Origin of the sequence: Leptospira vanthielii serovar Holland str. Waz Holland = ATCC 700522 (assembly GCF_000332455.1) — a bacterium.
Taxonomy (GTDB): Bacteria; Spirochaetota; Leptospiria; order Leptospirales; family Leptospiraceae; genus Leptospira_A; species Leptospira_A vanthielii.
In genome coordinates, this window is sequence record NZ_AOGY02000011.1 from 40899 (window position 1) to 59010 (window position 18112).

Consider the following 18112-nt stretch of genomic DNA (forward strand, 5'->3'; position numbering starts at 1 on the left):
AAGTAGAATTCACTTGAGATTTGGATGACAAATCCTGTGTTTGTTATTTAAGACTCACACCCAAAAGTTTACCAATCATCGCCAAATCAAATTTCTGTTCACTTGTTTCAATAAAAAATGGTAACTGCCAGTTTTGGGTTGTTGCCGCTTGTTTGTTGTTTGGTTTGTCCCAAGATGGGTAAACACGGAATCCTCTTTTACCTTCGTATTTTCCTGAAAGGATTCCTTTTTCATTTAATATTTGTTTTGTGAATATAAAATACCCCATCCGATCTTTGCTATTGGTTGCAATAATATAAAGGTCAATATCATCCTTGATATTAAATGGTTCGATAGGGCCAGTTTTGCTACGTTTCCATAAGGTTACAAATTGACCGATTTTAGTTGGTGTGATCTTTGCTTTTCGAAACCTAATGTTTTTATTTTGGACTTGAAAATAACACGCATCATACTCTGCACTTTCTGGCTCAATTTGTATGTTTGTGATTACTAAACCAAGTGAATCGAATAAACTCTCTTTTGTATGCGTTAAGAAGATTGGGAATGCTTTTGGGTCAGTAGGATTAAAAGGCATAGTGTATGGATTTCCTCGTTTAATGTGAGACGGACTTAAGACCAACAATGGATAAAATGAGTGTGACAAGAAAAAAGACCCGCCAGAAATCCATAGGTTCTTTGAATAAGAAGATTCCAACCAGAACAGTGCCCACCGCACCAATTCCTGTCCAGACAGCATAACTTGTACCAATTGGAAGGGTCTGAGTCACTTTAATGAGTAACAACATACTGATCATTAATGAAATAATAAAACCAAAATACCATAAGTAGACTTCATTTCCTGTGGTTTCTTTTGCCTTACCCAAACAAGTTGCAAACAAAACCTCAAAAAAACCGGCAATAAAAAGTAAAATCCAGTTCATTCGCGCTCCTAAAATGATAGGATTATGGTTCCTTCTTAGGTTGTAAATCCCATATAATTTAACCTTTTCTGAACGGAATTGTCAAATCTCGAGTGTATTTTGAAAGGATAGTCTCTCAATTTTGTCAAACTTCTTTTCCAATCGCTCATTTTCTTTTATTGGGATTTTTGGCCTCTTTTTGAATATTCAACCATTCAGTTTAATAATTGACTAAAAATATGCCTAATTTAATATTCAACCAAATGGTTGAATTGCGTAAAAAAGAACAAATTTTAGACCGAGTGTTTGCGGCTCTTGCAGACCATTCACGAAGGCAGATGTTGGTTAGGCTCCGCAAGGGTTCTTTGAGTATTTCTGAGCTCGCAGAGCCCTTTGCGATGTCTTTTGCTGGTGTCGCCAAACATATCGATGTGCTTACCGAGGCTCAGCTTGTTCGGAAAGTACGTGCTCCTGAAGATGGTCGCAGTTTTCGATTGGAGTTACAAAACCAAACCCTAACGGAAGCAACCAATTGGATCAGTTATCATCAAGAGTTTTGGACGAGTAAGTTGGCAAAACTCGAAGCATTTTTTGAGGAGAAGGAATATGAACCCACAAGTCCTAAAAGTAGAAAAAAGAATTAGCGCGGATGTTACCCGTCTCTTTCGGGCATGGCTTAATGCGGAAGATTTTTCCCGTTGGTTTTTGTCTGGAGAGATGATTGGAATTGATTCCGTCACTATGGATCCAAGACCAGGTGGAAAGTTTTTAATCAATATGACTCTTGATGGAAAAATCCTTCCACATGAAGGCGAATACATTACGATCGATGAACCTCATAAACTTGTGTTTACTTGGCGTTCTCACGCAACGGAAAACAGAGATACTCTTGTGACTGTTACATTTACTGACCTAACTAATGTAGATCGTTCAAAAGGTTTAAAAGAAAAACCACAAACCTTGGTAACTTTGATTCACGAAGAACTACTAAACGACATTCAAATCAAAATGCACAACCAAGGTTGGACAAGTATTCTTGAAAGTTTGAATCAATGGATAGGTGTCTAGAGGTTTTATTTTTTAGAATAGAGATCAATTGAATAGAGTGGAATTAAAAATAAAAACAAGGAAAGTTGTATGGGAATTTACCATAAAGTAGGAATTCGGGCTAGCGAAAAGGAAGTGATCAAGACTTTGACCACAAAAACAGGTTTAGCCAATTGGTGGACAAAAGAAGTGGAAGGTAGTTTTACTTCAGGAGTTTCTTCCGTAGGAGAGTCGATTCATTTCGGTTTTGGACATGGCAATGCTATTGAGATGAGAGTAGAAAAAATAGAACCCAAACATCTGTTATGGGAATGTATTTCTGGGCCAGAAGATTGGATAGGTTCTCATATTGACTTCCAATTAAGTTTAGGAAAGGCAAAAGATGGAGAGGAGATGACAATTCTTTACTTCCGACACAAGGATTGGAAAAAGGAATCTGAGTTTACCGCTCATTGCAGTATGAAATGGGCAATTTTTTTGCTCAGCTTAAAAAACTTCATAGAAGATGGAGTTGGTCGGCCGTCACCAGAGGATATCAAAATAGACGACATCAACTGATTCTAATGTATCGCATTTTTTCAAACACTAACCTCTATATTTTTTGGTAAAAAAATATAGAGGCTAACATAAGAGGATTTAACTTACACTTGACGATTTATGTTTGTCTTTCATTTTAAAATTTAATGAGTTCCAAGGTAAGTTTACCAGCTATCAAAGTCTACGGCGCAACGGTCATAATTTCACATAGAGTTTTGAAAGGTGAGGAAAGTAAATATGAAGACTGGATGAATCAAATATCCTCGCTCTGCAAAGCTGCGATTGGCCACTTGGATTGGCAGGTTATTAAACCAATTGCAAACTTAACTTCTACCTATACCTTTATCATTAGATTTAATTCTGAAGCAAATTTAAATAACTGGATGAACTCCTTAGAGAGAAATCGTTTAATTCAGGAAATAAGTAACTCTCTTGAAAGTGGAGATCAATATGCAACAAGGAATGGACTTGATTTTTTATTTTCTTTTGAGAATCAATTGGTTAGACCACCGTTACGTTGGAAACAGTTTTTGGTTACTTGGTCAGCTATTTTTCCACTAGTAAATCTAGTTCCCATTATTGTTCTACCGATTTTGCGTTATTTTACTCCTCATGAAAACAGAATTTTCGATTCTTTTTTTATTTCAGCCAGCATTGTATTTTTAATGGTTTATGTGATTATGCCAAAGTATACAAGTTGGATCAAATGGTGGTTATATAAACAACCTTGATTGACTCTCCCCAAAAGTAATGTGTTTCCATGATCATCTATTTTAATCTGAGTCGGTGTCTCCAGTTAGACACCGACTCAGAATTCATTTTTTTTACTTATAACTACTTTACGATTGATAGCAATGCCAGAATATTATAATATTTTTATTTCGGCTGAAATAAATTCTTCCATTGCTCCTTTCGTTGCCATGCTAAGATACTGCAACTTATTAGTAGAAAGGAAATCATCACAAATGGAGCCGGGCCAACGTTATATTGCAGAAATTCTAAATAAAAAATAATATTAACTATAATTGGAGATAAAATCATCAATCCAATCACTGTCGTTTTCCGAGATAAAATTAGAAACCCTCCAAAAAATTCTAAAACACCCACGAGCTGCCATAGATAACCCGTGGAAATGATGGCTGCGATAAAATTTGCCGCTTTGGGTGTCATGGGAGGGCTAGGCATAAAAGCATAGAATTTACTACTCCCGAATAGGATAAAAACAGTGCCAAGTAACACTCGGAAAACCAAATCAATTTGTTTCATAAATTCCTCTAAAATAGTTGTCTGGACAAGTAATGTTTTATCTGGAAATCTAGTCAACATTTATTTGTCTAGACAACTAAATGGGTATATAGTGAAATGATTTGAATTATATGTTTTTATTGGATGATCAAATTGGGTTTAATTTGAATCGTGTTGCTCTTCTGTTTCGAAGAGAGCTGATTCGTTGTCTTAGGGAGTTTCATCTAACACCAGAGCAGTGGCAGGTGTTAGCGATGTTATGGCAAAAAGGGGAGTTAACTCAAAAACAAATCATTGAATTAACATTACAAGATGCACCTTCTGCTTCTAAAATGATCAGTCGGATGGAAGGTGCAGGATTAATCCAAGTGGTGGTCTCAAAACTAGACAAAAGATCTACAATCATTAGCCTCTCGCCCGAGGGAAAGTTGTTAGAAAGAATTTTGCCAAAAAAAATCCTGGGTCACTTTGAACCCATATTAAATTCAATGTCCGAAAAAAATAGAAAGATGTTTTTGCTTCTATTAAAACAATTTCGGAAAATTCTTGGTGATGAGATTAAGAAGTAATTGTCCTTAAGCTATTAGGATATTTATCTTTGTTTTTCAGGTTGGTTCATTAGCTTCTTAAGTTCATTGTAATTGGTTACTTTTTCTTTCCTTTATGGTAGGAGCATTAGTTTATGCGAACTGTTTTCGCTCTGAAAAATAATTGCCACTAACATCGCTTTTTTTTATTAGAATGTTATGTTAGAATTATTTGAATTTGCTTTGTCGGGAAATTGCTACAAAGTTAGGTTGATGTTATCTCTTTTGAATCTCAAGCATGAAAGTCGTCTTGTGAATGGACCAGAACGGGAACATAAATCAGAAACATTCTTAAGCATGAACCCCTTTGGTCAAGTCCCAGTGCTTAAAGATAAAAATGTAATCCTTCGCGATAGCCAAGGAATTTTGGTATATTTGGCCCGCGCTTATGGAGAGGAAAATTGGTTCCCTAATGATCCTGTTCAAATGGGTGAGGTAGTGGCTTGGCTTTCTACTGCTGCAAATGAAGTTTCACGTGGTCCAGGTGCACTGCGCTCGCATTATTTACTCGGACGTCCTACCAATTTAGAGGAAACAATGTTGGTCACAGAAAACCTTCTTTCCATATTAGAAAAAAGACTTTCGACGAAACATTGGTTGGCAACAGACTCAGTCACCATCGCCGATATTGCAATTTATCCTTACATTGCACTCGGTAACCAAGGGAAAGTTGATCTATCTCCATATCCTAATATTCGAAAATGGCTTCAACGTATTGAAAGTTTGCCTGGATACATCCCAATGCCTGGTGTTCAATTGCAGGCCGAATCATAGGATATACAGATTGAGTTTCCTTCTTTCATCAATTCTCTTGATCGAATTTTTTTGTAGTTATTTTGCTGCAGCAGAAAATCGGGTCATTTTGGATTAGAGAGTAGAGGGATTAGTCAAACAATGTTTGTTCATAATCAAGGTCTTCGGTAATAATTTCGTTCGGTTGAAATTGCGTAATTAGTTTTTTAAGTTGAGATTCCGAGTTTAATTTTGGATCGAGCCAAGCATCCTGGTTTTCTCTTCGAATCACAATTGGTTGTCTATGTTTATTATCTCCCGAGTTATGGATTTCCGCAGTTTTTTCATTAGCAACCTGCGTGGTGATAGTTACCCAAGTTGATCCATTCGGGTTTGCACCGCAAATTCCACCAAAAAAAGAATCTTTATCTATAAACTCAATTTTGAATTTATGTTTTTCTCCGCTTCGTTGCATTTGCCATTCAAAATAAGATGTGACAGGAATTAGGCATCTATTGTTTGAATATTTTTTCCAGAAAGATGATGAGAAAATATGTTCCGATTGAGTCGTTGTTATGAGGCGATTTGCAAATGATTGTTTTGTTCCCCAGGTTCCCGAAGAAAGAGAAATCTGATCCTTGAAGTTTCTTAGATACCAACAACGATCGTTGGGTTTAACAGCTAAGCCATTGTTCTTATGTTTTTGATAATCTGTTTCGTAATTGCTATCAGAGAAGGAAAAATTTCCCCATCGACTTTTATAATCTTTTTCTGCGATCAGTCTGTTTGTGAAGAGATTTGACATACGAATCCGGGATTTTGTTAAACTAAACTACCTTACGTTTCTTGGACAGTTTTCCATTTGATTTAGCGATACGAGCTTTCATTTTATTGGTCAATGTCTTCCAGATTTGATTTTTGCCGAAATAAGGCCTTGATATTTCCTTGATGCATAAAGTTATACTCGGAGAAAACCTCGAAATCCTCGAACTGCATAATAAGACTCTGCACCATTGTGATATATAAAGACTGTATTGTAGCGGAAATCTGCAAATAGAGCTCCACCTAAATCTCTTATATTAGCGGGTGTTAGTAGCCAGCTGGAGGTTTTGGTATCAAAATTACCTAAACTTTGTAATTCTTTATACTGCTCTTCTGTTAATAGATCAATACCCATTTCGATAGCCATATCAATAGCAGAATTTTTCGGTTTATTTTCTTTTCGTGTGTCCAGCGCTTTACGATCATAACAGAGACTACGTCGATCTTTCGGAGTTTCGATTGAGCAGTCAAAAAAAATGTATTCACCAGTTTTTTTATCAAATCCAACGACATCGGGTTCTCCGCCAGTTCTTTCCATTTCATTAAGTGACCAGAGTTTTTCTGGATTTGATTCTAGTTTTTTTTGTAATTTTGTCCATTCGATATCTTTATGACGAATCAAGTTTTTTTCGAAACGAACTTTCAATTCTTTTATCAGATCTTCCGACTGTTTTACGGATAATTTCTTTTTATTACTCATATTTTTTTCTCCATTATTGTCGATTAATCGGCGTTATGCGCTATGCGTTTTATTAATTTATTACATTTTTTTCGGGAGCCGCTTTGAGTGTGATTTGTATTAATTCGGGATCATATCCTATTTTTTTACAAAGTCGTGATAGAAATGAAAAAATCATGTTAGCACTGAGCTGACATTCGACATACAGATCCTTACTGAATTCCAATTTAGCCATCATTGGCTTCTTTTCATCGAAGTAGTATGCAAATTCCGTTGATTGACGTATCGCATTAAATTCGGTAGGGGAGTATTCATATAAAAATTCACATACGTATCTTAAGATTTCTCTCCAAGTTGTTATTTGAATCGGGTTATTGTTCCCAAAAATTATCGAAGTTGGTTTCGTATTTGAGAATTGATCCTCGCTACTTAAATCGCAAATAGTCTCCTCAGGTTCCTCAATTTTTATAGTAGTTTTTGGGAATTTCCAAATTTTTAAAGCGTCGCTGATGAGACTTTTTGCCCGTGTAAGAATCTCAGTTTCTCCCCAGTTTTCTTGTTTATCTAGCTTAAAATTTAGTTTTAGTTTACTAGTTTGTAAATCAATTTTTTGCTTATCTTCGAACGATAGATTAGATAGTTTTGAGTTATTTCCTGTTAGACTAAGATTTCCTAAGGTATGAAGATATTTATTATGAATTTCCAGCCAGTTCTTTCCTAATTTCTTTTTCCATTGGTCAGTTAGTTTTTGAGGTAAAATATGTTCAATTGTTAAATCATCAAGATTTACACGATATGTACAGTTGAAATTTTCAAGAGATTCAAGTAAGTAGTTTCTGTTTTTCGACTGAAGTTTATAAATCTCTTTGTTAATTAATGCTGTTTCAAATTCGCTATCGGTTGGGAATCGTTGAGATCCTCTTTTTTCAAGTAAAGTAAAGTTTAGTAATTCTAAGTATTGTTCTTTCCATTGTGGATGTTTTTTCAATTCTCTACTCAGTGTAACAAAAAGTTTATTTAATCCCTGTGTAGAGTTATCTACTAACATTTTTCTAAATGCATATGATTCAACTGTTTTTAGAACTTCAATAATAGTCTCTTCTGTAATTATCTTTTTATCGAAATCAGTGAATAAATCAAATAAGAACGGTATACATACAGAAAATTCTATTTTGTTTAAATTTCTAAGGTTTTCGTTTATATCTATTTTTTCATGGGACTCTATTTGTGTGATTTTACTATATATACCAGCATAATATATCAAATCCTTTAAGATGTCTTCTTTATCATTTTGAAATTGATTTTTCGCCAAGACTTTAAATTCAGAATATACATCGTCTTTTTTTATCGAAGTTTGAGTTTTGAATATTAAATAATTTCTAATAAACTCCGGTAGGTTAGATGTTAACTTTTCAATTTGAATCCAGTATTTATTGAAGAATCTATCTTGAGTATTGGGTTCTAGATCCATCAAAATATAGTTTCGTATTAAATCTCCTGCTGTTAAACCTACACCTGTCGAATTTAAACTTTCAAAAATTAGTTGCGGATCATCAGTCTTAGAGTCCAAGTTGATCAATACAATTTTTATTTTGTTGTATAAATCAAATAGTTCTCTAGGACCGATTTGATTCGATTCGATTCGATTCTATCTTCCGATAGAAGAAATCATAATTACTGATAATGTTAGATGAATGTAGTAAATTCTCTTGATGCTCAAATAGCTTTGCGAAATCAGATTTGTCAGATTTATTAGGTTTTAATCTAATTTTTTTGTCTTCATCATCGGCATATTTATTTATAAGAAAATCAAGAACCTGATCTTCCAACATTTTTAATTTTCCATCTTTATTTTCTGTTTTTTTAAGATAATTATAGAGAGCTATAAGTAAAATTGAGACTGTCGTTAGTCGTTGTTGTCCGTCAATTACCGAATAGGTATCAAAACCTTGACCGATAGTAACAATAGTTCCTAAAAAATGATCTTCCCTTTTTAATGTTTTCAAATCATTTAAGTCTGACCACAACTTTTCACAATTTGAGATCTTCCAGGCATAATCCCTTTGAAAAACAGGGATTACGAATGTCTTTGATTGCCCTTGTAGAAATTGGCTTATTGGCATTTTAGTTACTTCCATAGATTTCCTTCTATAATATATTTTTAAAAATATTTAAGGTATGACTTCAAGACATGGGTAACGTTTATGCTGCAGGAGAAGGGTAACGCTTTTTGGCAACCTTTCTTGGTTTATGAACTTTGTATGAATCGTCCTGAGAATTAATCAAGAATAAATTTTGATCAATCACACCTAACATATTTTTAGCGAACCAGATAGAGAGGGAATGTGATTCCTTTTTGATTCCGATATTAAATCCATTAAAAGGATTTCCAACCATGATTAGGTTACCATTGTAATTGATGTATCCTCTGTCATTGACATGCCTTTGTTTGAATCCAAAAGGATATGCAATAAGTAAGTCAGCATTCGGATCGAAAAGTTTTTCTGACTTAACATAGACTTGTTCGGGAGTTTTCATGTTAAGAGCTTCGTGAGGTCTTTCTCTATTGAATTCAATTCTCCATTTATCGAAAAGATTTTGGAAGAGTGTGATGTTACCAACGATTTCCTGTTGTAGTTCTCTTGCCATGTCTCTATGCATTCTTTCATGAGCACCATTTTGGTAGGGTTTCCCTGGTATATACGATCGAGTTTGATCCCTAGAGAGAGCCACCAAACGGAAAGTTTAGTGAGTCCCCAAAGAGACTGCATGGAAGCGAAAGGCGGTCCATTGTCAGAACGAATGATATCAGGAATACCGTAGATCTTAAATAACCTAGTAAATTCAGCCTTAACGGAAGGAATATCACCTTTCTTCATAGTTTTGATAGCGAGAATATATTTAGAGAAATCATCTCTGACGGTAAGAGGATTTACTTTTTCTCTTTCTGGAGTATACCACCATCCTTTGAAGTCAACGGTCCAAATATGATTTGGATGAGTGGCTTTCTCAGGCATAGAGATGCGTTGTCCTGAGTTAATGGGTCTTCTTTTCTTTTTCTTATCTAGAAGCCCGGCTTTTTTAAGAATACGTTCAACGGTGGATCTGTTAGGAGGTTTTCTGTCAGGGAATTTATTCTTGTAGAGTTCTAGGATTTTTTTAGCCCCCCAAAACTTCTTATTATTTTTGATCTTAACGATATCGAGAATGGTTTCTTCAGCAATTTTAGCCGGCGAGTTTTTTGGAGTTTTCTTTTTATCCCGAAGCCCCTCCCGACCTTCTAAAATGAATCTTTCCTTCCATTTGTATCCACACTTGGTGGAGAACCCATACTGAGCACAAAGCTGAGTAAAATTGACTCCCGTCTGGAGGCTCTCCAGAACGAACTGATATCTTAATTCCACGACATTATTCTCCTTCCAAGGCATCCCTCTAGCCCTCCTAAAAAGGTGATCTATAGGGATTAGAAACCTGAAAGTGTTACCTATGTCTTGCTACAAAAGTGTTACCCATGTCCTGAGGCATACAGTTAATGCGTTGCGTATAACGAACTAGTGGAGACGACGTTCCTCGTAGCTGAGCCTCTGAAGGAGGCGTTAGCGTCGGCGCGACTTCTTGCGGAGCGAGAAGCGTGACGGAGAGGAATGTGGCGCAGCCCAAGCGAGGCCTCGTGCCGAAGCGAAGCGTTTCCACGCTGTTATGCGAAGGACATTTTACTCGATATTTTTTCTTAAAAAAACGGTTTCGATCATCTGCGTTTCTGGCAATTTTAATAATGATTCATAAGATTTGTAAAAAAGCATATAATCTAGGAAATACTTAATATCGTTCACATGCTCAAAAGTTGTAAGTTCTATCTTTACTTGCTGCTGGTGAGCAGCAATTTTGTTACGAACTATGTATAAGGTTTTAAATTGATCCTTAAAATTTATTAGACCAACTTTACTCAAAGCTTCATTTATTGACCTTAATTCGTTTTCTAATTTTTCTTTTTGAAGAATATCCACTGTTAGAAGATTTTCAACTGATTTATAATAAAGTAAAAATATTTCATCGTAAAAGGAAAAATCTACCTGAGGTATTGTAAATAGTAATAATGCTTTGCTATAATTGTTGCATATTTGATCCCATTTTTTGCCGTTTGTTATTAGTGACCATATGGTTCCAAAAAGAAATTCAAATCTTGAAAAACCTTTCTTTTTAACTAAAGTTAAGGCTTCGTTGTTATCGAAGCCTACTGGATGAGGATAGTAATCTATAGCGGCTTGTAGGTTTTGCAAAGATTCTGAATCGTATTTATTCGAAAATCTCTTTTTTGTCAATTCTAACTTATGCCAATATATTCTTCCGTACGTTATTATTGATAATCCGACACAAAACTCATTTACTATTTTAGTAAAAACTTGGTAGATAAAATTGCTATCTTTATCTTTGAATAAATTTTTTGGCTTTCTAATTGCTAGACTTAACGAGCGTTCATTAATAAATTCAATATTGTAAAATCCACAAAATAAGCTATTGAAGGAGGCTATGTTTTCATTGGTAAAATAATGTGTATCGGAGAATAAGAAGCATTTAAATTCATAGAATGGTAAGACGGAAAGGTCTTTGAGTCCTTTAGGTAAAACTTGGGTCAAATATTCTTCAACTTCTCTGTCAAATTGTCCTGGATTCATATTTTAATATTATGGCTTTCGCATAACGAACTAGACTAACCGACGTAGGCTGACCCTGAGTCCCGAACGGGACGTTAGGGACTGGAACGACACTTGCGTAGGCAAGGGGAGTGCCAGAAGCCTATGTGGCGCAGCCCAAGCGAGGGCTCGTCCCGAAGCGAAGCGGTTAGTCGCTGTTATGCGAAGTTGAGAAATTAAAAATACCCTTGTTTTAATACATCATCTTCGATTAAGGATTCATTATGAATAACTTTTGCTATGTGAGTTAAAAACCTTTCGATTGCATCTGGATAAATTGGATTCGTTAACAAGAATTGAGAATAATACTCTTTATTAGCAAGCCTTCCTTTGTATGTATCAAAATCTTTACGTCTATTAGCTGGGATCCTTTTTGCTTTTCGCAATATTAATACTTCATCAATATCTGTAGGAGCCGTGCTGATCGGAGTCATGTCCAGCCACTCGCAAATTAGGAAATATTTGGAGCCAGGTATTGCTGATTTAATATCATGTGCAGTCGCAGATGCTTCTTGGAACATTGTTTTGTCGAGATTCGTTTTGCATTCGGCCGCTATATATGATAGGTAAGTTATTTTCGGCTTCGCTAAAGTAAAGTTCTCATCAAACGATGTCATGATATAGAGTTTTTTCGCAATGGAAAAATCTTGATCTTTAGTTCGTATTTTGAGTCCACCATCGGGACTTTGATCTGAAAGATTAGATTCAAAATATACCGAGGCAAAAGTTGTGTTAGGGCCAACTACTAGGTTGTCCGTTTTCAGATCCTTGATAATTGAAGGGTCAATTAGATGCGGAAGAAATTCTTCGATGATGCTATTGTCTAGTTTAAGCTGACCTTTCTGCCGATATAAGAAGTCATTTTTTGATAAGAAGATTAAATCGAATTCAATATAGTATTTATAATCATTAAATATTGTTACCAAATCATAGAGTTTTTCGTCTGGATTCTTTACTGAAGTTTTTATTTTTTCAATGTTTGATATCCAATCGTTATATTTTTTGATCGCATCTTCAATTCTAACCTTATCCTCCTGCGGTAATTTTTCATTCTCGAGAGTGGATTTTAATTTCTCATAATGTGTTTTCTTAGTAAATTCCATTAAGCTGATTTTTTTCCTACGTAAACAGGTGATGGGATGACATTAGTTATGGATTTAATAGCATCTGCCAAAAAAGGTTTTTGATCTACGGGAACAGACATTTCAGCAGAGTGTAAAATCTCAAGGCATAAACCTAGTAATTCATGTCTTCTTTCAATATTGTTATTGAATGTTCCTATAATTATGATATCTTCCTTTATTTTTTGGCCAAATCGATTTACATAGTTTCTCTCCATACGCCTTATTTTATCAAAACCAGCTAATACTGCGATAGATATTATTATTTCGGTATTAAAAAAGCGAGTCTTCATAACATTTGATTCTCGACCGACAACAAAAATAACTTTTCCAGAGTCTTTTAATACTCGTTTTATTTCTATAAAAACATCGAACATATCAAAAACGTATTGTATGACTGTTAAAAACCTATTGCCACGATTTTTGCGGTTAGATCCGATTTCCGATTTAGCTACTTCAAGCAAATTCCAATTTAAATTTTCGATGGAACCGCGATATTGTTGGTGATAATTAAAAACATTTATATACGGAGGAGAGGTTATTACTAAATCGATTGTGTTACTTTTTAATTGAGATGCTCTCGCGTCCGCATTTTTTAGATCGATAACTATATTTTCAAACGGAAGATTTAATATTATTTCAGAAAGTCTTAGCCAAGTTTTGCGAACTTTTTGCACTGATAACGCATTTTTATCAATGTCTAGTAATATATATAAAGCCTGCAGTATTATTTTTAAATTATCTTCTCTATTTTTCTTAGTTATATCTGCTAATATTTCTGCAAGATTATTCTCATCGATATTTACAGTGAATAAATCTCCAACAAGAATTGGATTTAATATATCATTTATATTGGCAATGAGTGATTTTTTATCCTTTGTTTTAACCAGAGAGTAAATTTGCGAAAGATAAAAAGCAGCCGGATTTAATTCAGTTCCGAATACATGATTTTTTTTTCTCACTGATTCGATTATAACCGTTCCGCTACCCATAAAGGGATCAAAAATATTTGCGCCTCCAGAACTGCAAAAGGTATCTATAAAGGTCTCTACGAGCTGTGGTGAAAATTGACCTTTCCAAGGCAGTAAATTTGATCGCGATTTCAGTTCAATGTCTAATACACTACTTTCTATCTCATTCGAAACGGGTATCTCATTCAACGGTATTAGATACTTTGAGATTTTCATTGACGGGTCTTTTCCGATAGCCTTAATTTGAGACATATTATTGATATTAGAAAATAACATTTTTTTGTCAATTGAAAATACTTAACATGTGACGGTGTTCTTCCTGTATACATATTCTCAATTTCGCATAACGAACTAGACTAACCGACGTAGGCTGGCCCTGAGTCCCGAAAGGGACGTTAGGGACTGGAACGACACTTGCGAATGCAAGGGGAGTGCCAGAAGCCTATGTGGCGTAGCCCAAGCGAGGGCTAGTCCCGAAGCGCAGCGGTTAGTCGCTGTTATGCGACGTTTATTTTCTATAACTTCTGATTAATATAACAATTCCAAAAAATAGCGCTTGGATTTGGGAAAATGTAAATCCTGTCCATGATGTTCTAGGATTTACATCTGTTTTTAATGAGCTATTTAAGAAAGTAGTAAAATAAGGTATTTCTTTTTTCAGGAATTCAATAGAAAATAAGAAGATGAGATAAGAAAGAAAAGAATATTTAAATAGATCAATTTGAAGAGATCCTTTCTTAGAATACAAATAGTATGTAATGATTCCTGTAGCAAAGAATACGAAATAAAAGAATGGAAAATTCCAGACTATAGAGGATCCATTCTCCTGTAAAATTTCTTTAGTTAAGATTGGAATATTTACATTTGATGAATTAGAAGATATTTGGTAATCCGAAATGATAAATGCAAAGTTTAAGATTAAACCAAAAACAAAAATTGGATAAATGAATTTATTTTGATTAATTTTATCATCACTCAGTGTATTAAATTTAAAATATTTAATAACAAGAATAATGCTCAAGAAATCTGAAATTAAATTGAATTTAGGGAATGTAAAGATGACATTCCAAAGGCCTATTTTTTCAAATTGCGAAAATCCATTCCATGTAAATAGGATAGTATTAAGAGAATGGATAGAACTTTGATCAAAATGCCATATAAAAGGCCAGAAGTTTAATATTTTAAAGAAAGTACTGATCAAAATATCTGATAATTTTAGTAATATTAATAATTTCGAAAATTCCTTAATTTTATTCCAATCACCAATTACTTGAAACTGATTAATTAGTAATATTAAGAAAATTAATTGAGAAAGTTTAACTGGTGAAATTTCAAATTCCATTTTTTTCCTTCAAGATAAATTTAAATAAATGTCGCATAACGAACTAGGCTTACCGAAGTTCCCCGACCCTGAGTCCCGGTAACGGGACGTTAGGGACTGGCATGTAGCTTGCGTAAGCAAGGCGAATGCCAGAAGGGGAATTTGCCGAAGGCCGAGCGAGGGCTTGTCCCGAAGCGTAGTGGTAAGTCGCTGTTATGCGAAGTTTTCGGGTTTACAGAAGTAATTACGCCACGGACGGCGTTCTTTTTCTTACTGTCTTAGAAGTTTTGACTTTATATTCTTTTACAAGAATGTCTGTAGGAATTCCTAGATTTTGATTAATTTTTCTAATCATTTCTAAAGTAAGCTTTCTCTTTCGATTTAAGATTTCAGTGGCACGACTTCGCCCGCCGATGAGATTTCCCAAATCAACACTTTTCATGTTCATATCATCCATAACCGATTTTAAAGCTTCAATTGGATCCGGATCATCAATAGGGTAGTGTTTAGTTTCGTAAGCATCAACTAAGGTAATTAAAATATCTAATTTGTCGTATTCGGGTGTATTCTTCTTAGCATCCCAGAGTTTTTCTATCTCAGAAAGTGCTTCTAAGTGATCTTTTTGATTTTTAATAGGTTTAATGTTCATTTAAATCACCTCAGCGTTGATTTTGTCATATTGTTCGTGAGTACCGATAAACCTTATAAATACAGTTTGTAGATTATAGTGAACCTTCACAATCAATCTGTATTTGTTTCCATGTATATTGAAAACGATTCTATTATCCTTAAGGAAACTAGCATTTCTGTATTTTTCCTTAACATCTGAGGGAGATTTCCAGAAAGCTTTCGAAGTTTCTTTAAACCAAACTTCTATCGGAATTTTGGAGTCGGAGTATTTGGGAATAGAGTAGAAATCTCTCAGTATTTTTCTAGAAATAACCCTCACAAATCAATAAGCCCATGTTCCCGAATTGGTAACAACAACTTTTTTTGCCTTTTTAGCGAGCATGGACGCTCGCAATTTATTAAAATAAAAGCGCCCGAAAATTTTCGCATAACGAACTAGGGGAGACGACGTTCCTCGTAGCTGAGCCTTCGTAGAAGGCGTTAGCGTCGGCGCGAATCTTGCGGACGCAAGAGACGTGACGGAGAGGAATGTGCCGCAGGCCAAGCGAGGGCTCGTCCCGAAGCGAAGCGTTTCCCCGCTGTTATGCGAAGTCAGATTTCCTTCGGAAAATTTTTTTTTGTACTGATATATTTTACTTCATCAAATTTGAAAGAAACATCTTTTACTTTATATAATTTTTCTGAATTATTTATTAAAGATACGCGATCCTCAAAAAGCGCAATGTTTTGACCTTCAGAAACTGAACTTTGATAATAAATTCCAGGGAATCCCATATTTCGACATATATTTGCAATGGTTTGAGTTAATAAATATAGATCTTGTTTTTCAGGTATAATCGGAGTATTAATAAAATTTTGTAGATGTTTAAGAAAGGCAAAAGTTTCTAAAGATTTCTTAGAGTTGCAAAAGAGATATAACGGAATCTTGGTCAAATCAATTACTTCAATGTCTTCCTTTAATAAAAACTTTGCGACTGAAATGTAATGTCCTGGATGAGGTCTAACTTCAGCCACTGCGGTTAAATCAGTTGTGGCTCCATAAAAAATTGAAATATTTTCTTCGTTAAACTTACCTTTGGTTGCATTTTTTGTAGGTGGTCTGTCAATTTCTTTGCCAGAATATGGAATTTTAATTTTGTATTTTTGGTTATAACTTGCTTCTTTATGGCCTATCCTTGCTCGATAAAAAACTGTACCTTCTTTTAATGTTTTTTTTAAAACATGTAATTCGTCCGATAAATTGCTCCGAATTAGTGACGTAATTTTTGAATATTGTTTTGAATTAAAGTATGATAATAGTTTTTCCCAATCGATAGAAAATTCCTTTAACGGTTGTGAATATATCGCTTTGATATTTTCTCTTTCCGGAAACTCTTCATACATAAATACTGGAATTTCGTTATCTCTTCGATCAATTCCGCATAATTCTGCGATTGGACTTTCTGTCCATTTGCCAAAAAATTTATTAATAAAATAGTTATTAGCTTTTTTGGGATATCCAATATGTGGCAGAAGTGGGTTCTCGTTTTGTAAAATTTCAAATAATTTAGCGATACTATCTACGTCATATTCAGAATACTCAAATCGAATGATTGATCTTGCTAAATTTTGAAGATGTGCGTTTTTCGATAATTTTATCGATTCATTTTTATTTCCACAAATAACACATTTTTTTAATTCTTTTTTTTTAATTGCAAAAAAAGTAACTAATTCGTGGTGTTTGATACAGTTAATACAGAGATACCAGGTCATTTTTTTTTCTGATTTCGCATAACGAAATAGCCTTAACGACGTAGGCTGACCCTGAGTCCCAACGGGACGTTAGGGACTGGAACGACACTTGCGTAAGCAAGGGGAGTGCCAGAAGCCTATGTGCCGAAGGCCGAGCGAGGGCGAAGACCCGAAGCGAAGCGTTAAGTCGCTGTTATACGACGTTTTTTTGAACATTATTCAACAGTTAAACCGGAAGTGTTGAGATTTCCTAAAGTTGAAGTTATATTCTGAAATTCCGTTACTTGTTCATTGTGAATCGAGTAAATAAAATTCACTTGTAAGTTATAGATCGAAAGGCTAGTGTTTTTGGATTTTATTAATCCTATTTTTTGAGAATAAATATTTTTAATTCCATAAGTTTGAACTCCATTTTTACCCTTTTTTGATAAAGCTGAAAATTCGATATTTGAAATATTGGTAAAATCATAGTCTTTAAATGCTTCTACTTTCATTAAATCTTTATCGGTAATAAAGGATAATTGTTCAATGCTATTAAAATATTTAAGAAACCAGTCATGTGTATTTTGGTCTATAAGGCATCTATTTAATTTATCTTTTGATAAAATTCGAGCATTATTTATTATCGAAGCTCCATAAAAATTGTCATCGAATTGAAAAAGTGAATCGTATGTGATTGAATATCTCAAAGATATTTCTCCAACTTTAATTCTAAGTTTTCTGTATAGATGGTAAGTATTGTAGTTTGTCAATGCTTCTTGAAAGTGGATTGCAAAGGCGAAAGCTAATAATGGATTATCAAATATGAAAAATCCTCCATCACCAGAGTCTATAAATTTGATTTCTATCTTAGAATTGTTTATTAGTTTTTGAAAAAGTAATGAATCATATTTTATGATAGGTAGAATCAAATTTTTAACGCAACACCGATAATCTAATGAATAAGGTGTTAATAAATGAATCATTATACAAGAATTAATTTGAAAGAAAGGGAAGTAATTGCTGAGATGCGATTTAAAGAGGAAAGTATTAGAAGTATAGCTAAGATACTGAATCGAAGTCCTTCAAGCATTTCCAGAGAATTATCTAAAGGTTA

The 18112-nt window shown here is 34.4% G+C and carries 24 protein-coding genes; 7 read left to right on the plus strand and 17 right to left on the minus strand.

Annotation, left to right across the window (positions count from 1 at the left end; translation table 11 throughout):
* Positions 1-43: 43 nt before the first annotated feature.
* Both LEP1GSC199_RS01670 and LEP1GSC199_RS01675 read right to left on the minus strand, forming a co-directional pair.
* On the minus strand, positions 44-574 hold the full coding sequence (locus LEP1GSC199_RS01670; RefSeq protein WP_002976425.1) for a MepB family protein: 531 nt from the start codon (positions 572-574) through the stop codon (positions 44-46).
* A 19-nt stretch (positions 575-593) separates the two neighbouring features.
* Complete coding sequence (locus LEP1GSC199_RS01675; RefSeq protein WP_002976375.1) at positions 594-920, minus strand: DMT family transporter; 327 nt, start codon at positions 918-920, stop codon at positions 594-596.
* A 242-nt stretch (positions 921-1162) separates the two neighbouring features.
* On the opposite strand from LEP1GSC199_RS01675, the gene LEP1GSC199_RS01680 reads away from it, so the two are divergent.
* The 4 genes from LEP1GSC199_RS01680 to LEP1GSC199_RS01695 all read left to right on the plus strand — a co-directional run bounded on the left by LEP1GSC199_RS01680 (position 1163) and on the right by LEP1GSC199_RS01695 (position 3214).
* Complete coding sequence (locus LEP1GSC199_RS01680) at positions 1163-1543, plus strand: ArsR/SmtB family transcription factor (RefSeq protein WP_039925763.1); 381 nt, start codon at positions 1163-1165, stop codon at positions 1541-1543.
* Positions 1506-1967, plus strand: a complete 462-nt coding sequence (locus tag LEP1GSC199_RS01685; protein ID WP_002976310.1) for an SRPBCC family protein — start codon at positions 1506-1508, stop codon at positions 1965-1967. The genes LEP1GSC199_RS01680 and LEP1GSC199_RS01685 overlap by 38 nt, the downstream gene beginning before the upstream one ends.
* A 69-nt stretch (positions 1968-2036) precedes the next feature.
* Complete coding sequence (locus LEP1GSC199_RS01690) at positions 2037-2504, plus strand: SRPBCC family protein (protein ID WP_002976424.1); 468 nt, start codon at positions 2037-2039, stop codon at positions 2502-2504.
* Positions 2505-2698: 194 nt separating this feature from the next.
* A complete protein-coding gene (locus LEP1GSC199_RS01695; RefSeq protein ID WP_157356587.1) occupies positions 2699-3214 on the plus strand; it encodes an antibiotic biosynthesis monooxygenase in 516 nt (171 codons plus the stop codon).
* A 145-nt stretch (positions 3215-3359) separates the two neighbouring features.
* Here LEP1GSC199_RS01695 and LEP1GSC199_RS01700 read toward each other — a convergent pair whose 3' ends face one another.
* On the minus strand, positions 3360-3749 hold the full coding sequence (locus tag LEP1GSC199_RS01700) for a DoxX family membrane protein (protein ID WP_039925764.1): 390 nt from the start codon (positions 3747-3749) through the stop codon (positions 3360-3362).
* Positions 3750-3859: 110 nt separating this feature from the next.
* Here LEP1GSC199_RS01700 and LEP1GSC199_RS01705 point away from each other — a divergent pair, with 110 nt between their 5' ends.
* Positions 3860-4297, plus strand: coding sequence for a MarR family winged helix-turn-helix transcriptional regulator (locus LEP1GSC199_RS01705; protein WP_002976413.1), 438 nt, complete (start codon positions 3860-3862; stop codon positions 4295-4297).
* Between the two features lie 177 nt (positions 4298-4474).
* Entirely contained in the window at positions 4475-5089 is a 615-nt protein-coding gene (locus LEP1GSC199_RS01710; protein ID WP_002976322.1) for a glutathione S-transferase family protein, read from the plus strand.
* Between the two features lie 109 nt (positions 5090-5198).
* Here LEP1GSC199_RS01710 and LEP1GSC199_RS01715 read toward each other — a convergent pair whose 3' ends face one another.
* From LEP1GSC199_RS01715 to LEP1GSC199_RS01775, 14 genes are all read right to left on the minus strand, one after another.
* Positions 5199-5852, minus strand: a complete 654-nt coding sequence (locus tag LEP1GSC199_RS01715; RefSeq protein ID WP_002976401.1) for an SOS response-associated peptidase family protein — start codon at positions 5850-5852, stop codon at positions 5199-5201.
* Between the two features lie 153 nt (positions 5853-6005).
* Entirely contained in the window at positions 6006-6569 is a 564-nt protein-coding gene (locus tag LEP1GSC199_RS01720; RefSeq protein ID WP_002976397.1) for a DUF4256 domain-containing protein, read from the minus strand.
* 52 nt (positions 6570-6621) lie between these two features.
* The gene (locus tag LEP1GSC199_RS01725; RefSeq protein WP_198288751.1) at positions 6622-8118 is read right to left on the minus strand and encodes a DUF262 domain-containing protein; all 1497 of its coding nucleotides are present in this window, start codon (positions 8116-8118) and stop codon (positions 6622-6624) included.
* Between the two features lie 46 nt (positions 8119-8164).
* Positions 8165-8686 (minus strand): DUF262 domain-containing protein, encoded by a 522-nt coding sequence (locus LEP1GSC199_RS20450; RefSeq protein ID WP_002976394.1) that lies wholly within the window; start codon positions 8684-8686, stop codon positions 8165-8167.
* A 64-nt stretch (positions 8687-8750) separates the two neighbouring features.
* A complete protein-coding gene (locus tag LEP1GSC199_RS01730) occupies positions 8751-9197 on the minus strand; it encodes a transposase (RefSeq protein WP_232420539.1) in 447 nt (148 codons plus the stop codon).
* A complete protein-coding gene (locus LEP1GSC199_RS01735) occupies positions 9083-9952 on the minus strand; it encodes a DDE-type integrase/transposase/recombinase (RefSeq protein WP_232420542.1) in 870 nt (289 codons plus the stop codon). Before LEP1GSC199_RS01735 ends, LEP1GSC199_RS01730 begins: the two co-directional genes overlap by 115 nt.
* Before the next feature lie 309 nt (positions 9953-10261).
* A complete protein-coding gene (locus LEP1GSC199_RS01740; protein ID WP_002976314.1) occupies positions 10262-11224 on the minus strand; it encodes a hypothetical protein in 963 nt (320 codons plus the stop codon).
* Positions 11225-11418: 194 nt separating this feature from the next.
* Positions 11419-12345 (minus strand): Bpu10I family restriction endonuclease, encoded by a 927-nt coding sequence (locus tag LEP1GSC199_RS01745; RefSeq protein ID WP_002976361.1) that lies wholly within the window; start codon positions 12343-12345, stop codon positions 11419-11421.
* Positions 12345-13550 (minus strand): DNA methyltransferase, encoded by a 1206-nt coding sequence (locus LEP1GSC199_RS01750; RefSeq protein WP_002976385.1) that lies wholly within the window; start codon positions 13548-13550, stop codon positions 12345-12347. Before LEP1GSC199_RS01750 ends, LEP1GSC199_RS01745 begins: the two co-directional genes overlap by 1 nt.
* Positions 13551-13842: 292 nt before the next feature.
* Positions 13843-14676, minus strand: coding sequence for a hypothetical protein (locus LEP1GSC199_RS01755; RefSeq protein ID WP_002976343.1), 834 nt, complete (start codon positions 14674-14676; stop codon positions 13843-13845).
* Between the two features lie 223 nt (positions 14677-14899).
* Positions 14900-15304 (minus strand): helix-turn-helix domain-containing protein, encoded by a 405-nt coding sequence (locus LEP1GSC199_RS01760; RefSeq protein WP_002976409.1) that lies wholly within the window; start codon positions 15302-15304, stop codon positions 14900-14902.
* Complete coding sequence (locus tag LEP1GSC199_RS01765; RefSeq protein WP_039925760.1) at positions 15305-15604, minus strand: type II toxin-antitoxin system HigB family toxin; 300 nt, start codon at positions 15602-15604, stop codon at positions 15305-15307.
* Positions 15605-15876: 272 nt separating this feature from the next.
* Positions 15877-17037 carry an RES family NAD+ phosphorylase gene (locus LEP1GSC199_RS01770; protein WP_002976341.1) on the minus strand — a complete coding sequence of 387 codons (1161 nt, stop codon included), beginning with the start codon at positions 17035-17037 and terminating at the stop codon, positions 15877-15879.
* Between the two features lie 194 nt (positions 17038-17231).
* Positions 17232-17981 carry a hypothetical protein gene (locus tag LEP1GSC199_RS01775; protein ID WP_002976408.1) on the minus strand — a complete coding sequence of 250 codons (750 nt, stop codon included), beginning with the start codon at positions 17979-17981 and terminating at the stop codon, positions 17232-17234.
* Here LEP1GSC199_RS01775 and LEP1GSC199_RS22365 point away from each other — a divergent pair.
* Positions 17973-18112 (plus strand): helix-turn-helix domain-containing protein (locus tag LEP1GSC199_RS22365; protein WP_002976392.1); only part of this gene is annotated, 140 nt, incomplete at its 3' end. The genes LEP1GSC199_RS01775 and LEP1GSC199_RS22365 overlap by 9 nt on opposite strands.

Bases quoted from the DNA above. Each gene is read 5' to 3' on its own strand.
- LEP1GSC199_RS01740 (WP_002976314.1), bottom strand. From the start codon at position 11,224: ATGAATCCAGGACAATTTGACAGAGAAGTTGAAGAATATTTGACCCAA.
- LEP1GSC199_RS01730 (WP_232420539.1), bottom strand. From the start codon at position 9,197: ATGGCAAGAGAACTACAACAGGAAATCGTTGGTAACATCACACTCTTC.
- LEP1GSC199_RS01715 (WP_002976401.1), bottom strand. From the start codon at position 5,852: ATGTCAAATCTCTTCACAAACAGACTGATCGCAGAAAAAGATTATAAA.
- LEP1GSC199_RS01750 (WP_002976385.1), bottom strand. From the start codon at position 13,550: ATGAAAATCTCAAAGTATCTAATACCGTTGAATGAGATACCCGTTTCG.
- LEP1GSC199_RS01760 (WP_002976409.1), bottom strand. From the start codon at position 15,304: ATGAACATTAAACCTATTAAAAATCAAAAAGATCACTTAGAAGCACTT.
- LEP1GSC199_RS01755 (WP_002976343.1), bottom strand. From the start codon at position 14,676: ATGGAATTTGAAATTTCACCAGTTAAACTTTCTCAATTAATTTTCTTA.
- LEP1GSC199_RS20450 (WP_002976394.1), bottom strand. From the start codon at position 8,686: ATGGAAGTAACTAAAATGCCAATAAGCCAATTTCTACAAGGGCAATCA.
- LEP1GSC199_RS01685 (WP_002976310.1), top strand. From the start codon at position 1,506: ATGAACCCACAAGTCCTAAAAGTAGAAAAAAGAATTAGCGCGGATGTT.
- LEP1GSC199_RS01745 (WP_002976361.1), bottom strand. From the start codon at position 12,345: ATGGAATTTACTAAGAAAACACATTATGAGAAATTAAAATCCACTCTC.
- LEP1GSC199_RS01710 (WP_002976322.1), top strand. From the start codon at position 4,475: ATGTTAGAATTATTTGAATTTGCTTTGTCGGGAAATTGCTACAAAGTT.
- LEP1GSC199_RS01690 (WP_002976424.1), top strand. From the start codon at position 2,037: ATGGGAATTTACCATAAAGTAGGAATTCGGGCTAGCGAAAAGGAAGTG.
- LEP1GSC199_RS01775 (WP_002976408.1), bottom strand. From the start codon at position 17,981: ATGATTCATTTATTAACACCTTATTCATTAGATTATCGGTGTTGCGTT.
- LEP1GSC199_RS01770 (WP_002976341.1), bottom strand. From the start codon at position 17,037: ATGACCTGGTATCTCTGTATTAACTGTATCAAACACCACGAATTAGTT.
- LEP1GSC199_RS01675 (WP_002976375.1), bottom strand. From the start codon at position 920: ATGAACTGGATTTTACTTTTTATTGCCGGTTTTTTTGAGGTTTTGTTT.
- LEP1GSC199_RS01670 (WP_002976425.1), bottom strand. From the start codon at position 574: ATGCCTTTTAATCCTACTGACCCAAAAGCATTCCCAATCTTCTTAACG.
- LEP1GSC199_RS01680 (WP_039925763.1), top strand. From the start codon at position 1,163: ATGGTTGAATTGCGTAAAAAAGAACAAATTTTAGACCGAGTGTTTGCG.
- LEP1GSC199_RS01720 (WP_002976397.1), bottom strand. From the start codon at position 6,569: ATGAGTAATAAAAAGAAATTATCCGTAAAACAGTCGGAAGATCTGATA.
- LEP1GSC199_RS01700 (WP_039925764.1), bottom strand. From the start codon at position 3,749: ATGAAACAAATTGATTTGGTTTTCCGAGTGTTACTTGGCACTGTTTTT.
- LEP1GSC199_RS01705 (WP_002976413.1), top strand. From the start codon at position 3,860: ATGTTTTTATTGGATGATCAAATTGGGTTTAATTTGAATCGTGTTGCT.